This window comes from Dyella humi, from assembly GCF_044904605.1.
Taxonomy (GTDB): Bacteria; Pseudomonadota; Gammaproteobacteria; order Xanthomonadales; family Rhodanobacteraceae; genus Dyella_B; species Dyella_B humi.
In genome coordinates this window covers 511,172-527,884 of record NZ_JADIKI010000023.1, presented here as the reverse complement: position 1 = coordinate 527,884, position 16,713 = coordinate 511,172, and the positions used below count along the sequence as shown (strand labels likewise).

The 16,713-nt window shown below is 61.4% G+C and carries 17 protein-coding genes and 1 other RNA gene; 4 read left to right on the top strand and 14 right to left on the bottom strand.

The window, feature by feature from the left end; all coding sequences use genetic code 11:
• Nucleotides 1-35 precede the first annotated feature (35 nt).
• From rpiA to ISP18_RS13650, 6 genes are all read right to left on the bottom strand, one after another.
• Entirely contained in the window at nucleotides 36-680 is a 645-nt protein-coding gene (rpiA, locus tag ISP18_RS13675) for a ribose-5-phosphate isomerase RpiA (RefSeq protein ID WP_380012829.1), read from the bottom strand.
• 97 nt (nucleotides 681-777) lie between these two features.
• Complete coding sequence (locus ISP18_RS13670) at nucleotides 778-1,230, bottom strand: EVE domain-containing protein (RefSeq protein WP_380012826.1); 453 nt, start codon at nucleotides 1,228-1,230, stop codon at nucleotides 778-780.
• On the bottom strand, nucleotides 1,227-1,844 hold the full coding sequence (locus ISP18_RS13665) for a 5-formyltetrahydrofolate cyclo-ligase (protein ID WP_380012823.1): 618 nt from the start codon (nucleotides 1,842-1,844) through the stop codon (nucleotides 1,227-1,229). Before ISP18_RS13665 ends, ISP18_RS13670 begins: the two co-directional genes overlap by 4 nt.
• Before the next feature lie 87 nt (nucleotides 1,845-1,931).
• Nucleotides 1,932-2,118: non-coding RNA, 6S RNA (ssrS, locus tag ISP18_RS13660), on the bottom strand.
• A gap of 6 nt (nucleotides 2,119-2,124) precedes the next feature.
• On the bottom strand, nucleotides 2,125-2,460 hold the full coding sequence (locus ISP18_RS13655; protein WP_380012820.1) for a cell division protein ZapA: 336 nt from the start codon (nucleotides 2,458-2,460) through the stop codon (nucleotides 2,125-2,127).
• Complete coding sequence (locus ISP18_RS13650; RefSeq protein WP_380012817.1) at nucleotides 2,453-2,677, bottom strand: TIGR02449 family protein; 225 nt, start codon at nucleotides 2,675-2,677, stop codon at nucleotides 2,453-2,455. Before ISP18_RS13650 ends, ISP18_RS13655 begins: the two co-directional genes overlap by 8 nt.
• A 100-nt stretch (nucleotides 2,678-2,777) precedes the next feature.
• Here ISP18_RS13650 and ISP18_RS13645 point away from each other — a divergent pair, with 100 nt between their 5' ends.
• From ISP18_RS13645 to ISP18_RS13635, 3 genes are all read left to right on the top strand, one after another.
• Nucleotides 2,778-3,341: a UPF0149 family protein gene (locus tag ISP18_RS13645; RefSeq protein ID WP_380012814.1), complete on the top strand. Its 564-nt coding sequence runs from the start codon at nucleotides 2,778-2,780 to the stop codon at nucleotides 3,339-3,341.
• A complete protein-coding gene (locus tag ISP18_RS13640) occupies nucleotides 3,299-4,651 on the top strand; it encodes an aminopeptidase P N-terminal domain-containing protein (protein WP_380012811.1) in 1,353 nt (450 codons plus the stop codon). Before ISP18_RS13645 ends, ISP18_RS13640 begins: the two co-directional genes overlap by 43 nt.
• 274 nt (nucleotides 4,652-4,925) lie before the next feature.
• The gene (locus ISP18_RS13635) at nucleotides 4,926-6,998 is read left to right on the top strand and encodes a phosphocholine-specific phospholipase C (protein ID WP_380012808.1); all 2,073 of its coding nucleotides are present in this window, start codon (nucleotides 4,926-4,928) and stop codon (nucleotides 6,996-6,998) included.
• A gap of 50 nt (nucleotides 6,999-7,048) precedes the next feature.
• Here ISP18_RS13635 and ISP18_RS13630 read toward each other — a convergent pair whose 3' ends face one another.
• Entirely contained in the window at nucleotides 7,049-7,864 is an 816-nt protein-coding gene (locus ISP18_RS13630) for a helix-turn-helix domain-containing protein (protein WP_404559526.1), read from the bottom strand.
• 155 nt (nucleotides 7,865-8,019) lie between these two features.
• Here ISP18_RS13630 and ISP18_RS13625 point away from each other — a divergent pair, with 155 nt between their 5' ends.
• Nucleotides 8,020-8,997 (top strand): alpha/beta fold hydrolase, encoded by a 978-nt coding sequence (locus ISP18_RS13625; protein ID WP_380012802.1) that lies wholly within the window; start codon nucleotides 8,020-8,022, stop codon nucleotides 8,995-8,997.
• Nucleotides 8,998-9,047: 50 nt separating this feature from the next.
• On the opposite strand, the gene cydX is transcribed toward ISP18_RS13625, so the two are convergent.
• The 7 genes from cydX to ISP18_RS13590 form a co-directional block, all read right to left on the bottom strand.
• Nucleotides 9,048-9,179: a cytochrome bd-I oxidase subunit CydX gene (gene cydX, locus ISP18_RS13620; RefSeq protein WP_380012799.1), complete on the bottom strand. Its 132-nt coding sequence runs from the start codon at nucleotides 9,177-9,179 to the stop codon at nucleotides 9,048-9,050.
• Nucleotides 9,180-9,189: 10 nt separating this feature from the next.
• The gene (cydB, locus tag ISP18_RS13615) at nucleotides 9,190-10,317 is read right to left on the bottom strand and encodes a cytochrome d ubiquinol oxidase subunit II (RefSeq protein ID WP_380012796.1); all 1,128 of its coding nucleotides are present in this window, start codon (nucleotides 10,315-10,317) and stop codon (nucleotides 9,190-9,192) included.
• A gap of 10 nt (nucleotides 10,318-10,327) precedes the next feature.
• A complete protein-coding gene (locus ISP18_RS13610; RefSeq protein WP_380015841.1) occupies nucleotides 10,328-11,905 on the bottom strand; it encodes a cytochrome ubiquinol oxidase subunit I in 1,578 nt (525 codons plus the stop codon).
• Nucleotides 11,905-12,123 carry a hypothetical protein gene (locus ISP18_RS13605; protein ID WP_380012793.1) on the bottom strand — a complete coding sequence of 73 codons (219 nt, stop codon included), beginning with the start codon at nucleotides 12,121-12,123 and terminating at the stop codon, nucleotides 11,905-11,907. The genes ISP18_RS13610 and ISP18_RS13605 overlap by 1 nt, the downstream gene beginning before the upstream one ends.
• A gap of 475 nt (nucleotides 12,124-12,598) precedes the next feature.
• Nucleotides 12,599-13,918, bottom strand: a complete 1,320-nt coding sequence (gene pepQ / locus ISP18_RS13600) for a Xaa-Pro dipeptidase (RefSeq protein ID WP_380012790.1) — start codon at nucleotides 13,916-13,918, stop codon at nucleotides 12,599-12,601.
• Nucleotides 13,919-13,972: 54 nt separating this feature from the next.
• Complete coding sequence (locus ISP18_RS13595) at nucleotides 13,973-14,305, bottom strand: PilZ domain-containing protein (protein ID WP_380012787.1); 333 nt, start codon at nucleotides 14,303-14,305, stop codon at nucleotides 13,973-13,975.
• Nucleotides 14,302-16,605, bottom strand: coding sequence for a DUF1631 family protein (locus ISP18_RS13590; RefSeq protein ID WP_380012784.1), 2,304 nt, complete (start codon nucleotides 16,603-16,605; stop codon nucleotides 14,302-14,304). Before ISP18_RS13590 ends, ISP18_RS13595 begins: the two co-directional genes overlap by 4 nt.
• Nucleotides 16,606-16,713: the final 108 nt, after the last annotated feature.

The window sequence follows — 16,713 nt, the reverse complement described above, 5'->3', positions numbered from 1 at the left end:
CTTATTTTGTGTTGTTGACGTAGCGCGACGACTGCTTACTGCATCAATTTGTCGCCGATCAGCACCACATCAGCGGAGCGCCGTGCAAACAGGCCGACGGTGACGATGCCGGGAATCTGATTCAGTTCGCTTTCCAGCGCCACCGGATCGGCGATCTGCCAGCCGTGTACGTCGATCACCCAGTTGCCGTTGTCGGTGACGACGCCATCACGCCACACCGGGTTGCCGCCGCGCTTGACGATTTCGCGGCCGACCAGGCTGCGAGCCATGGGGATCACTTCGATCGGCAGCGGGAATTTGCCGAGAATGTTCACGCGCTTGCTGGCGTCCATGATGCAGACGAATTTCTGCGCGGCTTCCGCGATGATCTTCTCGCGCGTAAGCGCTGCACCGCCGCCCTTGATCAGGCGCTTGTGCGGATCGCACTCATCGGCACCGTCGACGTACAGAGCGAGCGGGCCGGTGGCGTTGAGATCGAACACCGGAATGCCGTGCTTCTTCAGCTGGGCGGTGGATTGCTCGGAGCTGGAGACCGCGCCCTGGATACGATCCTTGATGTGTGCCAGCGCATCGATGAAGAAGGCGACGGTGGAGCCGGTGCCGACACCCACGATGGCGCCATCTTCGACGTACTTGATGGCGGCTTCGCCGGCGAGGCGCTTTTCTTCGTTATTGCTCATGCGATTGTCCTGAAAGGCCTAAGGGGAAATGATCGATGATTTGAAGATGGCCTGCATCTTGCAGTGCGTTGCAGTGCGATTTCGCACGAGGAAGCAACTACTCCAAACCCAGGATGTACTTCCACTCCGCCGCATCCACCGGCATTACCGACAAGCGATTGCCTTTGCGCAGCAGCCCCATGCTGGCCAGCTTAGGATGGTTCTTGAGTTCATCCAGCGTGATCACGCGCGCGAGCTTCTTCACGAACTTCACGTCCACCAGCATCCAGCGCGGGTTGTCGCGCGAGCTGCCGGCGTCGAAGTACTTGCTCTTGGGATCGAACTGGCTGGGGTCCGGATACGCATCGCTGGCCACTTCGGCAAGGCCGGCGATGCCGGGTTCGGCGCAATTGGAGTGATAGAAGAACACGCCGTCGCCTACGCGCATGTCGTCGCGCATGAAATTGCGGGCTTGATAGTTGCGCACGCCGTCCCATGCTTCGCGTTTCTTGCGCTTGAGATCGTCGACGGAAAACGTGTCCGGCTCGGATTTCATCAGCCAATACTTCATGCGCTCAGGTCTCCTGACGTCTCGGCACGGCACTCGATAAGTTCGTGATCGGTGGCGATGAAATCCAGCGACACGTCCCAGCGTTCGCGGGTGATTTCCGGCAATTCCTGGAAATCATAGGCAATACCCACCAGCAGGGGCTCGGTGGGGCGCAGCTGATCTTTCAAAAAGGCGAAGCTGCGGTCGTAATAGCCACCGCCGTAGCCCAGGCGGTTGCCGCGGCGGTCGAAGGCGAGCAAGGGCACGAACACCAGGTCGAGCTGAAACGGGGCGAACCATTCGCGCGGGGTCACTGGCTCGGGAATGCCGAAACGATTGGGTTGCACCGGGTCACCGGCCGACCATGGTGCGAAACGCAGCAGGTTGTCCTGGCCGATCAGGGGCAGCAGAAACTGTTGGCCACGCGTGGCGAGCGGTGGAATCACCAGATTGAGCGGCAACTCACCGTCGCAAGCCCAGTAGCCGGCAACGCGCTTGTCCGTATGGTATTCAGGCAGATGTTCCAGGCTGCGCCGCAGGCCCTGGGCGGCGGCGATGCGCTGAGGTGGGGTGAGGGCGCGGCGGCGTTCGGCCAGGCGCTGGCGTAGTTCACGACGTCGTGCGGCGGTATCCACGTCGCGCGTCTCCTCAGAGATAGAGCCTCGGCCGGCGCCCCGCTGCCCGGAAGTCGCCGTGGGCGGCTTCCGGGCTGGGAATGGGTGGCGTTAACCGCGATGCCGCTGCCCACCAAACGACCTTGATCCAAGCGGGATCAGGTGGGAGGGAGATTAAGGCCTCAAGGCTTTCCGCTCATGGCGGACATGCGCAACAACCTTAAGTAACCGTCCCGGGTCGTCATATAGGAACAAGGCAAATGTAAGAGTGTGCTGGCGCACACCGCAGAAAACGCCAAGGTCATTTTAGTTGCGTATCCAGTGCAGCTTCAAGCTTGCGACGCAATGCGGCGAGTCCTTCAGCGACATCAGGTTCAGTAACGTTGTGATTTGCGGTGTTGGCACGCTTCTGCAATTGCAAGTATTCGTGCGTGATGCTGATCGCGGCCAGCACAGCCAAGCGATCGAAGCCAGGTGTTTTGGCATGCGAGCGCAGCTCGCGCATCTTGCGATCGAGAAAGCTGGCCGCTTCCAGCAAGCCTTCGCGTTCTTCCGGCGGACAGGCAATGAGGAAGTCGCGATCGATCAGCCGCAGTGAAACCGGCTCGTTGGTGGGTGTGCTGATGACGTCAGCCATTGTTCTCGAGCGCCTTCAGTCGTTGAATCATCGCTTCAACCCGGCTGCGTGCTTGTTCATTGCGTGCCAGCAGGCTTGCGCGTTCGTTCGCCAGCTGTTCCTGACTGTGGCGCAGGCTGCGATTTTCTTCGCTTAACCGATGAACGAATTCGAGCAGCCGATCAAGCTGCTGACTCAGGGCGGCAAGCTCGTGTTGGGCGGCGTCCGGTGTCTTCATGGGCCAAACTATATCAGGACGCCGGACGAAATCTGTGGGCCGGATAGCCTATGCATCGCGGTGCATTAAACTTGCCACTCGAAGCTAAATGGAGACCGCGATGACCGCCCTCGAACCCATCGGTCACGACGAACTGGACGAAGTTGTCACGCACCTGCGATTGTCCATTCGCGCCAGTGAGTTACATGGCTCCTTGTGCGGCCTGTTGGCGGCCAACGGCAGGCCGGGCAGGCGGGCTGTGCTCGGTGCCTTGCATCTCGACGCCGGCAGCGACAGCGTATCCGAGCACGACCAGGACACGCTGGACCAATTGGCTCGGCAAAGCGAGGAAGAACTGGCCGATCCAGAGCTGGGTTTCGAACCCCTGCTGCCGGCCGACGATCGCCCCTTGTCCGAACGCGCCGACGCATTGGTGGACTGGTGCCGCGGCTTCCTCGGCGGCTTCGGACTGGGTGGTCCGGCCTCGCACGGACGGCTGTCCGACGAGGGCAAGGAAATCTTGAGCGATATCGGCACCATTGCATCCTCATCGCTCGATTTCGGCAGCGAAGACGAAGATGAGGATGCACTGATCGAAGTGCATGAATTCGTGCGCATGGGCGCCATGCTGCTATTCACTGAATGTCATATCCCCAACCCGTCTTCCAGCGGCACGTTGCATTGAATATCGCGTCCGAAGAATTTGCGCGGCGCCGCCGTCAATTGATGAAAATGGCCGGGGAAGACGCGGTGGTGCTGATTGCCACCGCGCCCGAGCGCATGCGCAATGCCGACGCCGCGTGGCCGTACCGCCAGGATTCGGATTTCCATTATCTGAGCGGCTTTCCTGAGCCTGACGCGGTGCTCGCCATGCTGCCGGGGCGGCAGCACGGCGAAGTGGTGCTGTTCTGCCGCGAGCGCGATCCGGAGCGCGAGCGCTGGCATGGGCAAATCATTGGTACCGAACGCGCCGTGGCCGATTACGGCATGGATGATGCGTTTCCCATTGACGACATCGACGACATCCTGCCGGGCATGATCGAAGGCCGCGGGCGCGTTTACTGCCATTTCGGCCGTGAGCCACAATTCGACGCGCAACTGCTTGGTTGGATGCGCCGGCTGCGCCAACTGCGCGGTGGCGGCGTGGTGCCAAAAGAGTTCGTGGCGCTAGGCCATCTGCTGCACGATTTGCGTCTGTACAAGTCGCGCGCGGAATTGAAGCTAATGCGCGCCTCCGCCACCATTGCCGCGCAAGCACATCTGGCGGCCATGACCATGGCCTGCGCAGGCCGGCACGAATACGAAGTGGAAGCCGAATTGATGCGCGTGATGCGCAGCCACGGCGCAGTAGCTGCGTTTCCGCCCATCGTTGCCGGTGGCGTGAACGCATGCACCATGCATTACCAGGCCAATCGCGCGCCGCTGAAAAACGGCGATCTGTTGCTGATCGATGCTGGCGCGGAACTAGAATGCTACGCCTCCGACATCAGCCGCAGCTTTCCGATCAGTGGCCGTTTCAGCCGCGAGCAGCGTGCGCTGTACGAGATCGTGCTCACCGCGCAGCAAGCGGCGATCGACGAAGTGCAGCCGGGACGTTCCTATAGCACGGCGCACGATGTGGCCGTGCACGTCATCACTGAAGGCTTGTGTGCACTTGGATTGCTGAAGGGCGATCCGGCCGAAGCCCTGGCACAGGGCAGCTACAAGCGTTTTTTCCCGGCAAAAACCAGCCATTGGCTGGGCCTGGACGTGCATGACGTGGGCGATTACCGCGTCGACGGCGAGCCGCGCATGCTCGAGCCAGGCATGGTGCTTACGGTTGAGCCCGGCATCTATATCGCGCCGGATGATATGTCGGTGCCGGACGCGTGGCGCGGCATCGGCGTTCGCATCGAGGACGATGTAGCGGTGACGCGCGACGGCAACGAAGTGCTGACGGCGGATGTGCCGAAGGAGCCGGAGGAAATCGAGGCGTTGCTGGCTGGGCGGTGCTGACGAGTACTTCCTCGAAGTTGGATTCCGCCTCATCGTCATTCCGGCGAAGGCCGGAATCCAGTCAAATAAACCGTGCGAAGCACACAAAATCTATCATCGCCGCAAGATTGAGACGAGTGTGTTTGCGATACGTGAATAAACCGTCGCCCTACTTTTCGCACACATTGTGACCGCCTGCCGCGTTCTCCAACCGGCCCCACGAATGTCGCACGATTGCAACCTTAGCCACGCAGCATCGCACGGCGATATCACAGCGGAAAAAAGGGAACGCAGCATGACTTCGATGAACCGCCGCCGGTTCCTGCAGCTTCTTGGCAGCAGCACACTTGCTTCCATGCTCCCCGCCAGCATCACGCGTGCATTGGAGATTCCCGCTAATCGGCGCAAAGGTACGATCGAAGACGTCGAGCACATCGTTGTGCTGATGCAGGAAAATCGTTCCTTCGATCACTACTTCGGCTCACTGAAAGGCGTGCGCGGATTCGGCGATCCGCGCCCGGTAAATCTCACGACTGGCCATTCGGTGTGGTACCAGCCCAACGGCTCGGACTATGTGCTGCCGTTCCATCCCACGGCGCCGGATCTTGGGCTGCAGTTTCTGGAAGATCTCGCGCACGACTGGACCAGCACGCACACGGCGTGGAACGCCGGCCAATACGATCAATGGGTGCCCAGCAAAGGCACCACCACGATGGCGTACCTCACGCGCGAAGATATTCCCTACCACTACGCGCTCGCCGATGCGTTCACCGTTTGCGATGCGTACCACTGCTCCGTGATGGGCCCCACTGATCCGAACCGCTACTACATGTGGACGGGTTGGGTGGGCAACGACGGCGCGGGCGGCGGTCCGGTGATCGACAATGCAGAAGCGGGCTACGGTTGGTCGACCTATCCCGAAGTGCTGCAGAACGGCGGCATCACCTGGAAGATCTACCAGGATGCCGGCACCGGCCTGGATGCGGCCGGCTACTGGGGCTGGACCGATGATGCCTATATCGGCAACTACGGCGACAACTCGCTGCTGTATTTCAATCAGTATCGCAACGCGCAATCCGGCAGTCCGCTGTACCAGGGCGCGCGCGCCGGCACCAACATCTCCGCTGGTGGTGGCTTGTTCGATCAACTGCGTAGTGACGTGCTTGCCAACAAGCTGCCGCAGGTATCGTGGATCGTCGCGCCTGAAGCGTATACGGAACACCCGAACTGGCCGGCGAATTACGGCGCGTGGTACATCTCGCAAGCGCTGGATGCATTGACCAGCAATCCGGAGGTCTTCAGCAAGACTGTGCTTTTCATCACCTACGATGAAAACGACGGCTTCTTCGATCACATGGTGCCGCCATGTGTACCGCCTTCCGATGCGCAAGGGCAGTCGACCGTAGCCACGACGAACGAAATTTTCCCGGGCAACGTCTATTACCCAGCCGGCCCGTATGGCCTGGGGCCGCGCGTGCCGATGATCGTGGTGTCGCCGTGGAGCAAAGGCGGCTGGGTATGCTCAGAGGTGTTCGACCATACGTCGATCATTCGCTTCATCGAGCGACGCCACGCTTTGCCGGAACCGAACATCACGGCATGGCGCCGCGCCGTATGCGGCGATCTCACCTCGGCATTCGATTTCTCCAAGCCCAATGGCGCGCAGGCGCCGTTGCCGGGCACGAATGCGTACATGCCGCCGGACGATCTGCGCCATCCCGATTATTCGCCTATGCCACCCGCCAATCAGGCTTTGCCAGTGCAGGAAACGGGTGTAAAGCCTGCGCGCGCGCTGCCGTATGAGTTGCAGGCGATCGGGCGCTTGGATAACGGCCAGCTGCACATCGATTTCCAGAATGCAGGCCATGCAGGCGCGTGTTTTCACGTGCGTTCTGGCGATGCTTCCAAAGGGCCATGGTTCTACACCGTGGAGGCGGAAAAATCGCTCTCTGCCACTTGGCCGATCCAGGGCGCGTATGAATTGCATGCCTACGGGCCGAACGGTTTCGTGCGCAGCTTCAAGGGCGATAGCGCATCGCGCAAGACGATGTTGCAGGTATCCAGCCGCTACCAGCGTGAGAAAGGAGGCTTGCTGCTGACGCTGGCGAACGAAGGCCACGATTTCTGCAATGTGACCGTCGAAAATCTCTACAACGGCGAATCGCTTTCATACATGCTCAAGCCCGGCGAGCATGCCGAGAAGCATTGGTCCCTGGGCGACAGCTACGGCTGGTACGACCTGATCGTGCGCGCCGACGCGGAAGCGGGTTTCGCGCAGCGCTTGGCAGGGCATGTTGAGACGGGCGAGCCAAGCGTGACCGATCCGGCGATTGGGCAGGGGCGTTGGCTGAATTACCAGAAGCTTTGAGGTGGGTAGGTTGGGGTTTTCACCCCAACCTACGTGCTCTGTCCAAGCAGCTATTGCGCCAGCTCCCGGCAAAACCTGGCCGTCTCCTCATCCATCGGAAAACACGATTCGATATGCAGATCTTCGATCGTGACATCGTGCGGCGTGCCGAAAGTGGTGATGGTGGAGAAGAAGCTCAGTTGCCTGTCGTCTTTGCGAAATACGGTGGTGAGCAGGGGTGATGGCGCCGTGCTGACGTCGCGTATACGCCATTGCATAGGCACACCGGGGTAGGCGAGTGCTTCCTCCAGCAACGCACGTGTGACGGTGTCGGAAGGCGTGGCGGCGATCACATCGTGCAGATGCCGGATCAGATCACCCGCGACGTCTTCCCAATTGACGATGGCCGAGCGCAGATCCTTCGGATCGAAGATCTGCCGGATCATGTTGGTGTGCGCACTCGGGGCGCCGGGCAGCACGAACTGCGCAACGCGCGCGGCTGCCTCGTTCGCCATCAGCACGTCCCAATGCCGGTTGAGCAGAAACGCCGGATACGGCTCCTGCTGCTTGAGCATCAGCTCGATGGCTTGGCGTATTTGCGCCATGGCCGGTGTGCTCAGCGAGGTTTCCGGATACTTCGGCGCGTAGCCTGCGGCCATCAGCAAGGCGTTGCACTCGCGCAAGGGCATGCCAAGCGCATCGGCCAGGCGCAGCACCATCTCGCGGCTGGCCTGGGACTTGCCGGTTTCCACACAGCTCAGATGGCGCGCCGAGACATCAGCTGCCAGCGCCAGGTCCAGCTGGCTCAAGCGCCGGCTGGCGCGCCATTCGCGCAGCAGATGGCCGACATGGGCGTGCGTGGAGGATGTCGAGGTCGAAGCGTCCAAAAGGGCCGGCACGTATGGGGTATTGCGCGGATGCTAAGCCTACGTCTGCGGGAAAGCCATGACCTCCCAGGTCATGCGGACATGACCTTGCACGTCATTGATTGCATGAAGCAGTGCGCGAATGATGCCGCCATCCAACCCATGGAGAGAGCGTCATGCATCGCAGAGCATTCTTGCAGCTCACTACTAGCCTGATCGTATCCGGCGCACTGGCGGCCTATGCGCCACGGGGCGTCGCAAAAGACCGTGCGAAGGCGGGTATGGACGAAAAGCGCTTCCATGCCAGCCGACGCTTCGTGCAGACATCGTTCGGGCGCATCGCTTACGTGGAACGCGGCAGCGGCGAAGCGGCGCTGTTTCTGCACGGGTTTCCCTTGAACAGTTTCCAGTGGCGAGGCGCGTTGGATCGCCTTTCACCGTATCGCCGCTGCATTGCACCGGATTTTCTCGGCCTGGGTTACACGGAAGTGGCGGACGGGCAGAGCGTTGCACCCGATGCGCAGGTCGCCATGCTTGTCGAGCTGTTGGATGCGCTTGGCGTCACGCGCGTGGATCTGGTCGGCAGCGATAGCGGCGGCGCCGTTGCCCAGCTGTTTGTAACGCGGCATCCCGAACGTGTCCGCAGCTTGCTGCTGACCAATTGCGACACGGAACACGAAAGTCCGCCTGCGGCCATGCAACCTGTGATTGCGCTGTCGCATCAAGGCAAATTCGTTGATCAGTGGCTTGCACCGTGGCTGGCCGACAAGCATCTGGCGCGTTCGGCGCAGGGCATTGGCGGAATGTGTTACGCCAATCCCGCCGATCCTACGGATGAGGCGATCGATTGCTACTTCGCGCCGCTGGTGAGTTCACCCCATCGCAAGGCACTGGCGCATGCGTATGCCATCGCACTGGAACACAATCCGTTGCAGGATATCGGGCCTGCGTTGCGGCGTTGCAAAGTTCCCGCACGGATTGTGTGGGGCGTCGACGATACGATTTTTTCGATGGCGGGCGCAGAGTATCTGGATCAAACACTCGGCCACTCGCTGGGCATCAGGCGCGTGGCAAATGCCAAGTTGTTTTACCCTGAGGAGCGGCCGGATGTGATTGCGGAAGAAGCGCGGAAACTTTGGGTTAGTGCTGCATGATTTGTGCCCTCCCCTATATGCAGGGGAGGGCGCGATTTGCGACAGCAGAATTATGTTTTCGGGGGATTCGCTTCTTTCTGTCGATGCGCTTCATCCGTGGCATGCACCTCGTACCACATCGCATTCAGCACGGCGAAAGCGCAGGCCAGGCCAAGTCCCAGTATCCAGGTGAAGTACCACATGGTTTGCTCCTCAATAGCCGTTGTGCGAGTGCTGCACGTCTTTCAGCATGACGCGCCCGCGCATGACGCGGTACACCCAACTGGTGTAGATGATGATGATGGGAAGGAAGATGGCCACTGCGCCGAGCATCAGCATCAAGGTGCCGTGGCTGGATGAGGCATCCCAGATGGTCAGGCTGGAACGTGGATCGAGGCTGGATGGCAGCAGAAAGGGGAACAGCGAGAAGCCCGCGGCAAGGATGGTGCCGGCCACCATCAGGCAACTGCACAGAAAGCCGAGCAGGTTCAGCTTGCCCACCGTCCATTGCACGCCGATCGCACCGAGGATGCCGACTGTCGGCGCCGCCCAGAACCAGGGATGCAACATGTAGCTGGCGAACCAACTGCTGCCCACCGTCACCTGCTTGAGCAGCGGATTGGATACACCATCGGTGACGGCCCCCACCACGGTGAAGCCCGGGATGCCATAGCCCAGCCAGATGCCGGCGCCGACGAAGCTGATCGCATAAGCCAGCGCCATCCAGCGCGCGATGCGTGCGGCGCGTATGGCGATTGAATGATCGGCACGATACGCAGCCCAGCACGCACCGTGTGTAAGCAGCATGGCAATGCTCACCACACCGGCAAGCACTGCGAACGGATGCAGAAGTTCGAAGAAGCCACCGTGCCAGCTCATATAGAGATCGTCGTCGAAACGAAACGGCAAGCCGAGAAACAAATTGCCGAAGGCGACGCCAGTGATCAGCATCACCACGAAGCCGGAGAAGATCAGCGCACCATCCCATACCGCGCGCCAGCGCGGGTCGTGTACCTTGCCGCGGAAGTTGAAGCCCACCGGTCGCAGAATGAAGGCCAGCAGCACCAGTGCGAGCGCGAAGTACAAGCCGGAAAACGCTGTGGCATACAAGATCGGCCACGCCGCGAATACCGCGCCGCCGCCGAGGACGAACCACACCTGATTGCCTTCCCAGGTCGGCTCGATGGTTTCCAGCAGCACGTGCCGTTCGTGTTCGTTGCGTCCCAGAATACGCAGCAGGGCGGCGACACCGAAATCGAAGCCGTCCATGATGGCGAAGCCGATCAACAGGGCGCCGAGCAGCACCCACCAGATCACTCGCAAAGTCGTGATATCGAACATGGCGTTCTCCTCAATGCGCGGTGGCGCTGCTTTCCAGCGGAAGCGAAACCTCGCGTACCGGCCATATGCCGAGTTCATCCGGCCCTTTGCGCGCGTACTTCATCATCAGCACCGCATCGACTATGGCGAGCAAGGTGTAGAACAGCACGAAGCCGCTCAGCGATGTCCACACCTGCCCTGCGGAAAGGGAAGACACGCCCAGCGCAGTGGGCAGAATGCCTTCGATCGCCCACGGCTGCCGTCCGTATTCGGCCACGATCCAGCCTAGTTCGGCCGCCAACCACGGTAGAGGAAGACTGTACAGCGCAAGCTTCAAGTACCAACGACGGTGATCGAGCCGACGCTTGCTGGCTAGCCAGAACGAATAGGTGAACAGCGCGATGAAATAGAAGCCACACGCGACCATCACGCGGAACGACCAGAACAGCACCGGTACGTTTGGAATGGTGGATGTGGCCGCTTTCTCGATGTCGGCTGGTGTCGCCTGTCGCGGATCGGCGACGTAGCGCTTGAGCAGCAACGCGTAGCCCATGTCCTCATCGTGCTGCGCCAGCGTCGATTGCGCCTGCGCGTCATTTGGATCCTTGCGCAACGTGAGCATCGCATCGTAGGCCTGGATGCCGTTGCCGATCTTGCCTTTGGTGTCTTCCACCAAATTGTTGATGCCGGGGATCGGCTTGTCGATCGAGCGCGTGCCGATCAGCCCCATCACCCATGGAATATGCAAGGCGTAGTGCGTGGTGCGATTGGGCACATCGGGAATGCCGAACAGGGTGAACGAGGCCGGCGGCGGTTCGGTCTGCCACATGGCTTCGATCGCCGCCATTTTCATCTTCTGGTTTTCGGAAACGGCATAGCCGGACTCGTCGCCCAGTACGACCACCGATAGCGCCGCCGCCAAACCGAAGCTGGCTGCCACCGTCATCGAACGCCGCGCGAAATCGACATTGCGTCCGCGCAGCAGATACCAGGCACTGATCGACAGCACGAACATCGAGCCCACCACGTAGCCTGCGCTCACGGTATGCACGAATTTCGCCTGCGCCACTGGATTGAACAGCACGTCAGAGAAGTTTGTGACTTCCATGCGCATGGTCTGCGGATTGAACTTTGCACCGACCGGATTCTGCATCCATGCGTTGGCGATCAGAATCCACAGCGCCGAAAGATTGGTGCCCAGCGCGAGGAACCACGTCACTAGCAAATGGCTGTGGCGCGAGAGGCGCTTCCAACCCATAAAGAACAAGCCCACCAGCGTGCCTTCCAGGAAGAACGCCATCAGACCCTCGATCGCCAGTGGCGTGCCGAACACATCGCCAACGTAGTGCGAGTAGTAGGCCCAGTTCATGCCGAACTGGAATTCCATGGTGATGCCGGTGGCCACGCCCATGGCGAAGTTGATACCGAACAGCACGCCCCAGAACTGCACCATGCGCTTCCACACTTCGCGCCGGGTCATCACGTACACGCTTTCCATGATCGCCAAAATCCACACTAGCCCCAGCGTGAGCGGCACGAACAGGAAGTGGTACAGCGCGGTGAGCGCGAATTGCACGCGCGAGAGGGTGACGACATCCGGATCGATCATCATGGCTTGGTTTCCGGTGTGGTGGACGAAGAGGGAGCGAGCAGCCGTTCGACCGCTGCGGGGCGCGTGTCGGCGCGCGGGTAATGCGCGGATACGTACCAGCCGATCAGCGAGAGGAAGGCGATTTTCGCGAGGACGATAAGGATGAGCTCGGCGCTCAGCCGGCGCAGGGGATTGCGCGGCGGGCAGGGGCGAACGCGCTCCGGCAGCATGTGCATAGTGCAGGTTTCCTACCAGCTATGACATTGCGGGGCAGCATAGCGCCGTTTGTGGCCTGGTGTCGTGCGCCAGGTCGTCGCAGAGGCGTCCTGCTCTTTGTGAGCGACGGGGGGATAACCCCATGGTGCAAGGCGCAGCCCACATGCACCTTCATTGACCAGCTTCGTTGTTGTGAAGCGCCTCTGCGAAAGCGCATTACAGTCCTGGAGAAAGCTGCATCGCCTGATGACGGTAGGGTGGGTCGTTGTGCGAGCCCCTCTCCCTCCGGGAGAGGGGTTGGGGTGAGGGTACGATCAGCGCGTGATTAAACGACTTGCGCAAGAAGTCAGTACTACGCTTTCGTCCGAACCCTCACCCGCCTCTCGGCACCCTCTCCCGGAGGGAGAGGGACTCACTCAGCAAGTTTCTTTGCAAGTCTCTGCTTAGGCGATGCCGAGAAAACACGCGCGTGCCTCACCCTAGCCCGAACAGATATCAGCTCAATGCGGCAAACGCATTGCGCGTAAGGTTTTCCGGTTCGCCGCTCGTGCACACGACATCGTCCTCGATGCGAATGCCGCCGTAGGGACGGTACGCATCCACTTTGTTCCAGTCGACGTCGCTGGCCACAGGCTTGCCACGCAGTTCTTCCAGCAGCATGTCGATGAAGTACAGGCCCGGCTCGATGGTGACCACCATGCCCGGCTCCAGCATGCGCGTCATGCGCAGATACGGGTGGCCTTCCGGACGCGGAATGAAGCCGCCGCTCTCATTGACTTGGAAGCCGGCGACGTCGTGCACCTGCAGGCCGATCGGATGGCCAAGGCCATGCGGGAAGAACGCGGATGTCACGCCCGATTGCACGGCGCTTTCGGCGCTCATACGGATCACGCCATGTTCACGCAGCACGTCGGCCAGCACATGATGTGCGTGGATGTGCAGTTCCGGATAGCTCTGTCCTGCCTTCACTTTTGCGGCAAAGCTTTGCTGCGCGCGTTCCATGCTGTCGATCAGCGCCTGGAATTCCTGATGGCCGGTTGCAGCGTAAGTGCGTGTGATGTCGCTCGCGTAACCGGACTTGCTGGCGCCGGCATCGATCAGGAATGAGCGGGCCTGTTTCGGCGCCGAGCGATCGAAGTTCGTGTAATGCAACACCGCGCCGTGTTCGTTGAGGCACACGATGTTGGAGTAGGGCAACTCCGCTTCGGTCTGCTGCGCGGCGTCGAGATAAGCCATCTGGATGCCGAATTCGCTCTCGCCCGCGCGGAATGCTTTTTCGGCAGCACGATGCGCGTACGTGCCGATGCGGCTGGCTTCGCGCATCAACACCAGCTCGTACGGTGTTTTGTAGCTACGGTGCCAGTGCAGGTAATTGACCACTGCTTCCGGATTGTTGGCTTCTACGCCGTCGATGCTCGGGCATTCGGGTGCGATCACTGCGCGATGGCCCTTCGGCAGGGCTGCGACCGCTTCGGCATTCGTGCGCACGATGGTGATGTCGAACTGCTCCACCCAGTAGCCGCTCGGCGCAGCCGGCACTACGTGCCAGTAATCGCGTGGCTGCACGAAGATCAGTTTAGGCTTGCTGCCGGGCGTGTAAACCACCCAACTACCGGGTGTATCGGTCAGCGGCAGCCAGTGACGGAAATGCGGATTGGCGACGAAAGGATAATCCCGATCGTCGAGAAACATGCGCAGGGGCGTGCTGGCGGCGATCAGCAGATGATCGAAACCGCCCAGGGCCAGCGCCTTGTCCGCGCGCTGGCGCAGGGTGGCGACGTGCTGGGCGTACAGCGAAGCGAGATCTTGGCTCATACGATAATCCGGCGGTTGCTTTAGTCCGCCAGTGTAACGCGGTCAGCCAGCCAATCAGGCTTGCTGCAGCCATCGCTCCAGTTGCGCCGCATCGGCCGTGCCGATGGCAATGATGCGATAGCCGGACCAGATCTGCCCGGGCGTGGCTGCCGGTTCGTGCCACTGTTCCTGGATACCCACCTCGATGGTCGGCATGCTGCCGTCATGGGCGGGCAAGGGCAGGTTGACCTGATAGACGGCTTCGCTGCGCGGCGTGTGCTGGCTAATCAGCAGCATGCCGTTGCTGGAGAGATTGCCCAGGTGCCCGAGCGGCCGGTCGGTGATGGTGTCGGTCACAGTGACGGCATAGTCTGGACGTTTGCGTGGCGCACGGCGCTGTTCGTTCATGAGCGAGCTTCCGGCAGCAGCGGTGCGGGGCGCCGCAGGTTATTGGTCAATGCGTGCCAAGCGCGGTCGAGCAGGTTTTCTTCCTGCGGTGGCAGTTCGCGTACGCGGCCTTCGGCAATCGCGCGCGCCAGTTCCTGCAGATTCATCACGTCACTGCGCTGGCCGCGGCGAGTCACAAACAAACTGTTGCCGGACACGGGCGAGAACCACGCCAGCTTGTGCTGCACGGTTTTGCCGGTGGCCGGATCGCTGAACTCGAACCACGTGCCGAACGGCAATTGGCGCAAATGATTGTGGATGCGCGCTTCGCGGAGGCCGAGCGGCGGCACCACGGCGGCTTGCGTCGGCTGGGGTGTTTCCTGGTTGCGTTGCTCGCCCAGGCGCTGACGCTGTTTGAGGCGAATCGCCAGGTCGGTCGCGCTAGGCGGATCGACTGTGCGCGTCGGGGCAGGCTGAGGTTTCGGCGTTGCCGCCAGCGGTGCGGCCGATGGCGACGGCGCTTGCGCAGGTTTTTCCTGGGCAATCGGTTCGGCCGCCGCGATCGGCTGGACGGCGGGCACGTCGGGCAGGGAGGCGACAGATGCCGACTGTGTCTCCGCACTGATCAAGCGCTGCGCGACCTGCTCGGCTTCGTCCGCATGCATGCCGATCTGCTGCAGACCGGTTTCCACTTCCTGCCGCAGCGCCAGCGGATCGTTGACTGGGAACTGGCCGAGCAACTGATCCGTGATACGTAGTTGATGCAGGAAAGCATCGCTGTGCTCGTCGTGGCGCAACAGCGTCAACGCCAGCACATCTGTCCATGCGCGTTCCAGCAGCGTACGCAGCAGGCCGCGCGGCTCGGCGATGGCGAAGCGTTCGGCCATCAGCTCGTCGGCGTGGCGGCGTGCCTGCTCCAGCCGCTCGCGGCCTTGCATGGCTTCCACGTGGCGGCGTTCTGAAGACTGCGCCTTGCGCACCAGTTGCATGAGGTGATGTTCGATATCCGCCAGCAGGCTGGTATAGAGACCGGCCGTCGGCGGCTCCTGCTGCGCACGTTCCACCAGATGGCCGAGCTTGGCCAGCAGTTGGTGGTCGGTTTCGCCGTTTTGTCCTTCCAGCCAGGTGTCGAGCGTTTCGGTGAGCCTGCCCAGCAGCTGGCGCGCCGGGTGTTCGTGCTGGTTGAAGAAGTCGCGATCGGTCACCGCCAGGCGCAACAGCGGCAGCTGCAGGTTGCCCAACAGCGCACGCGCATCCGGGCCCTGATGCAGTTGCTGGGCGAGCTGTTCGAACAGCATCGCCACCAGTTCCACCGTATCGCCTTGCTCGGCGGTGAGCTGCATGCGCGGCGCGCCGGGTGGCAGGCCGAGATTGAGCTGATACAGCAGCTCTTCCTGCAGCTTCTGCGCGCTGCGCAGTTCGCGGCTGGTGCGGTCGGTGACTTGCACCAAGTGCTGCTGCAAGGCCGACAGCGCGGTCTGCAGTTCTTCCGGGGTGGCGGAGCGTCCGCCTGCAGCCGGTGCCGAGCCAAACGGGCCCACGCGTTGCTGTGACAGGAGGTCGCGCAGGGTTTCCAGTACGGCGATCGGTTCGTTGCTGTGTTCGGCGGTATTGGCCGATGTTGTCGTGGGCGACGCAGCGGCACCTTGCGAACCAGCATGCACGGGACCGTGCGTGGCCCGCACTCCAGTGAACGCACGCAGCTGCGGCAGGATGCCATCGGCGAGCAGCTTGGCGTTGATACCCTCGTACAGCGAAACCAGGGTGCGGCCGACGCTACCGTCGAATTCTTGCAGCAACAGCAGGCGGTGTTCGATCGGCAGGTTCAACGGATCGCTAGCGACGCGCAGGATGCGCGCCATGTTCTGCGGACCGACCGGCAATTGCTTGCCTTCCAGTGGCGGCGCGGCGACCAGCACGGCCAGGCGATAGGAGAGTTCGGACAGGATCGGCCCGTTCTGCGCCTCGCTGCGCGCTCCGAGCTTGTCGAGCGCGGCGGTGAGCTCGTGTTCCGTACGATCGAGCAAGGTCAGCGATTGCAAACTCAGCAAGCGCGCCGCTTGATCGTCTTCTTCTTCACCCATGCGCTGGAAGCTTTCGCGCAATTTGGCGGTGAAGGATTGAACAAACGCCGTGCGCCCTTGCCGCACCAGATTACGGCTGTCGAAGCAGCGCTGCTGTTCCAAGTGATTGCGGGATTGATCGGCGTGTTCGTAGAGGCGCTTGTCGAAGCGATCCAGACACAACCGCAGCGTTGGTTCCGCCCAGTGATCGCACAGCAGGCAGGCCGTTTCGATCAGCTTGCGTACGCGCAAGGGCATCCTGCTGAGATCGGCTGGGCGATTCTCAGGCGCGGACGAAGGACAAACCCTTGGCTCGACATCCATGACCTGAATTCCCCGTGAGTTCCCCGTGAGGCGAGTGTAAGC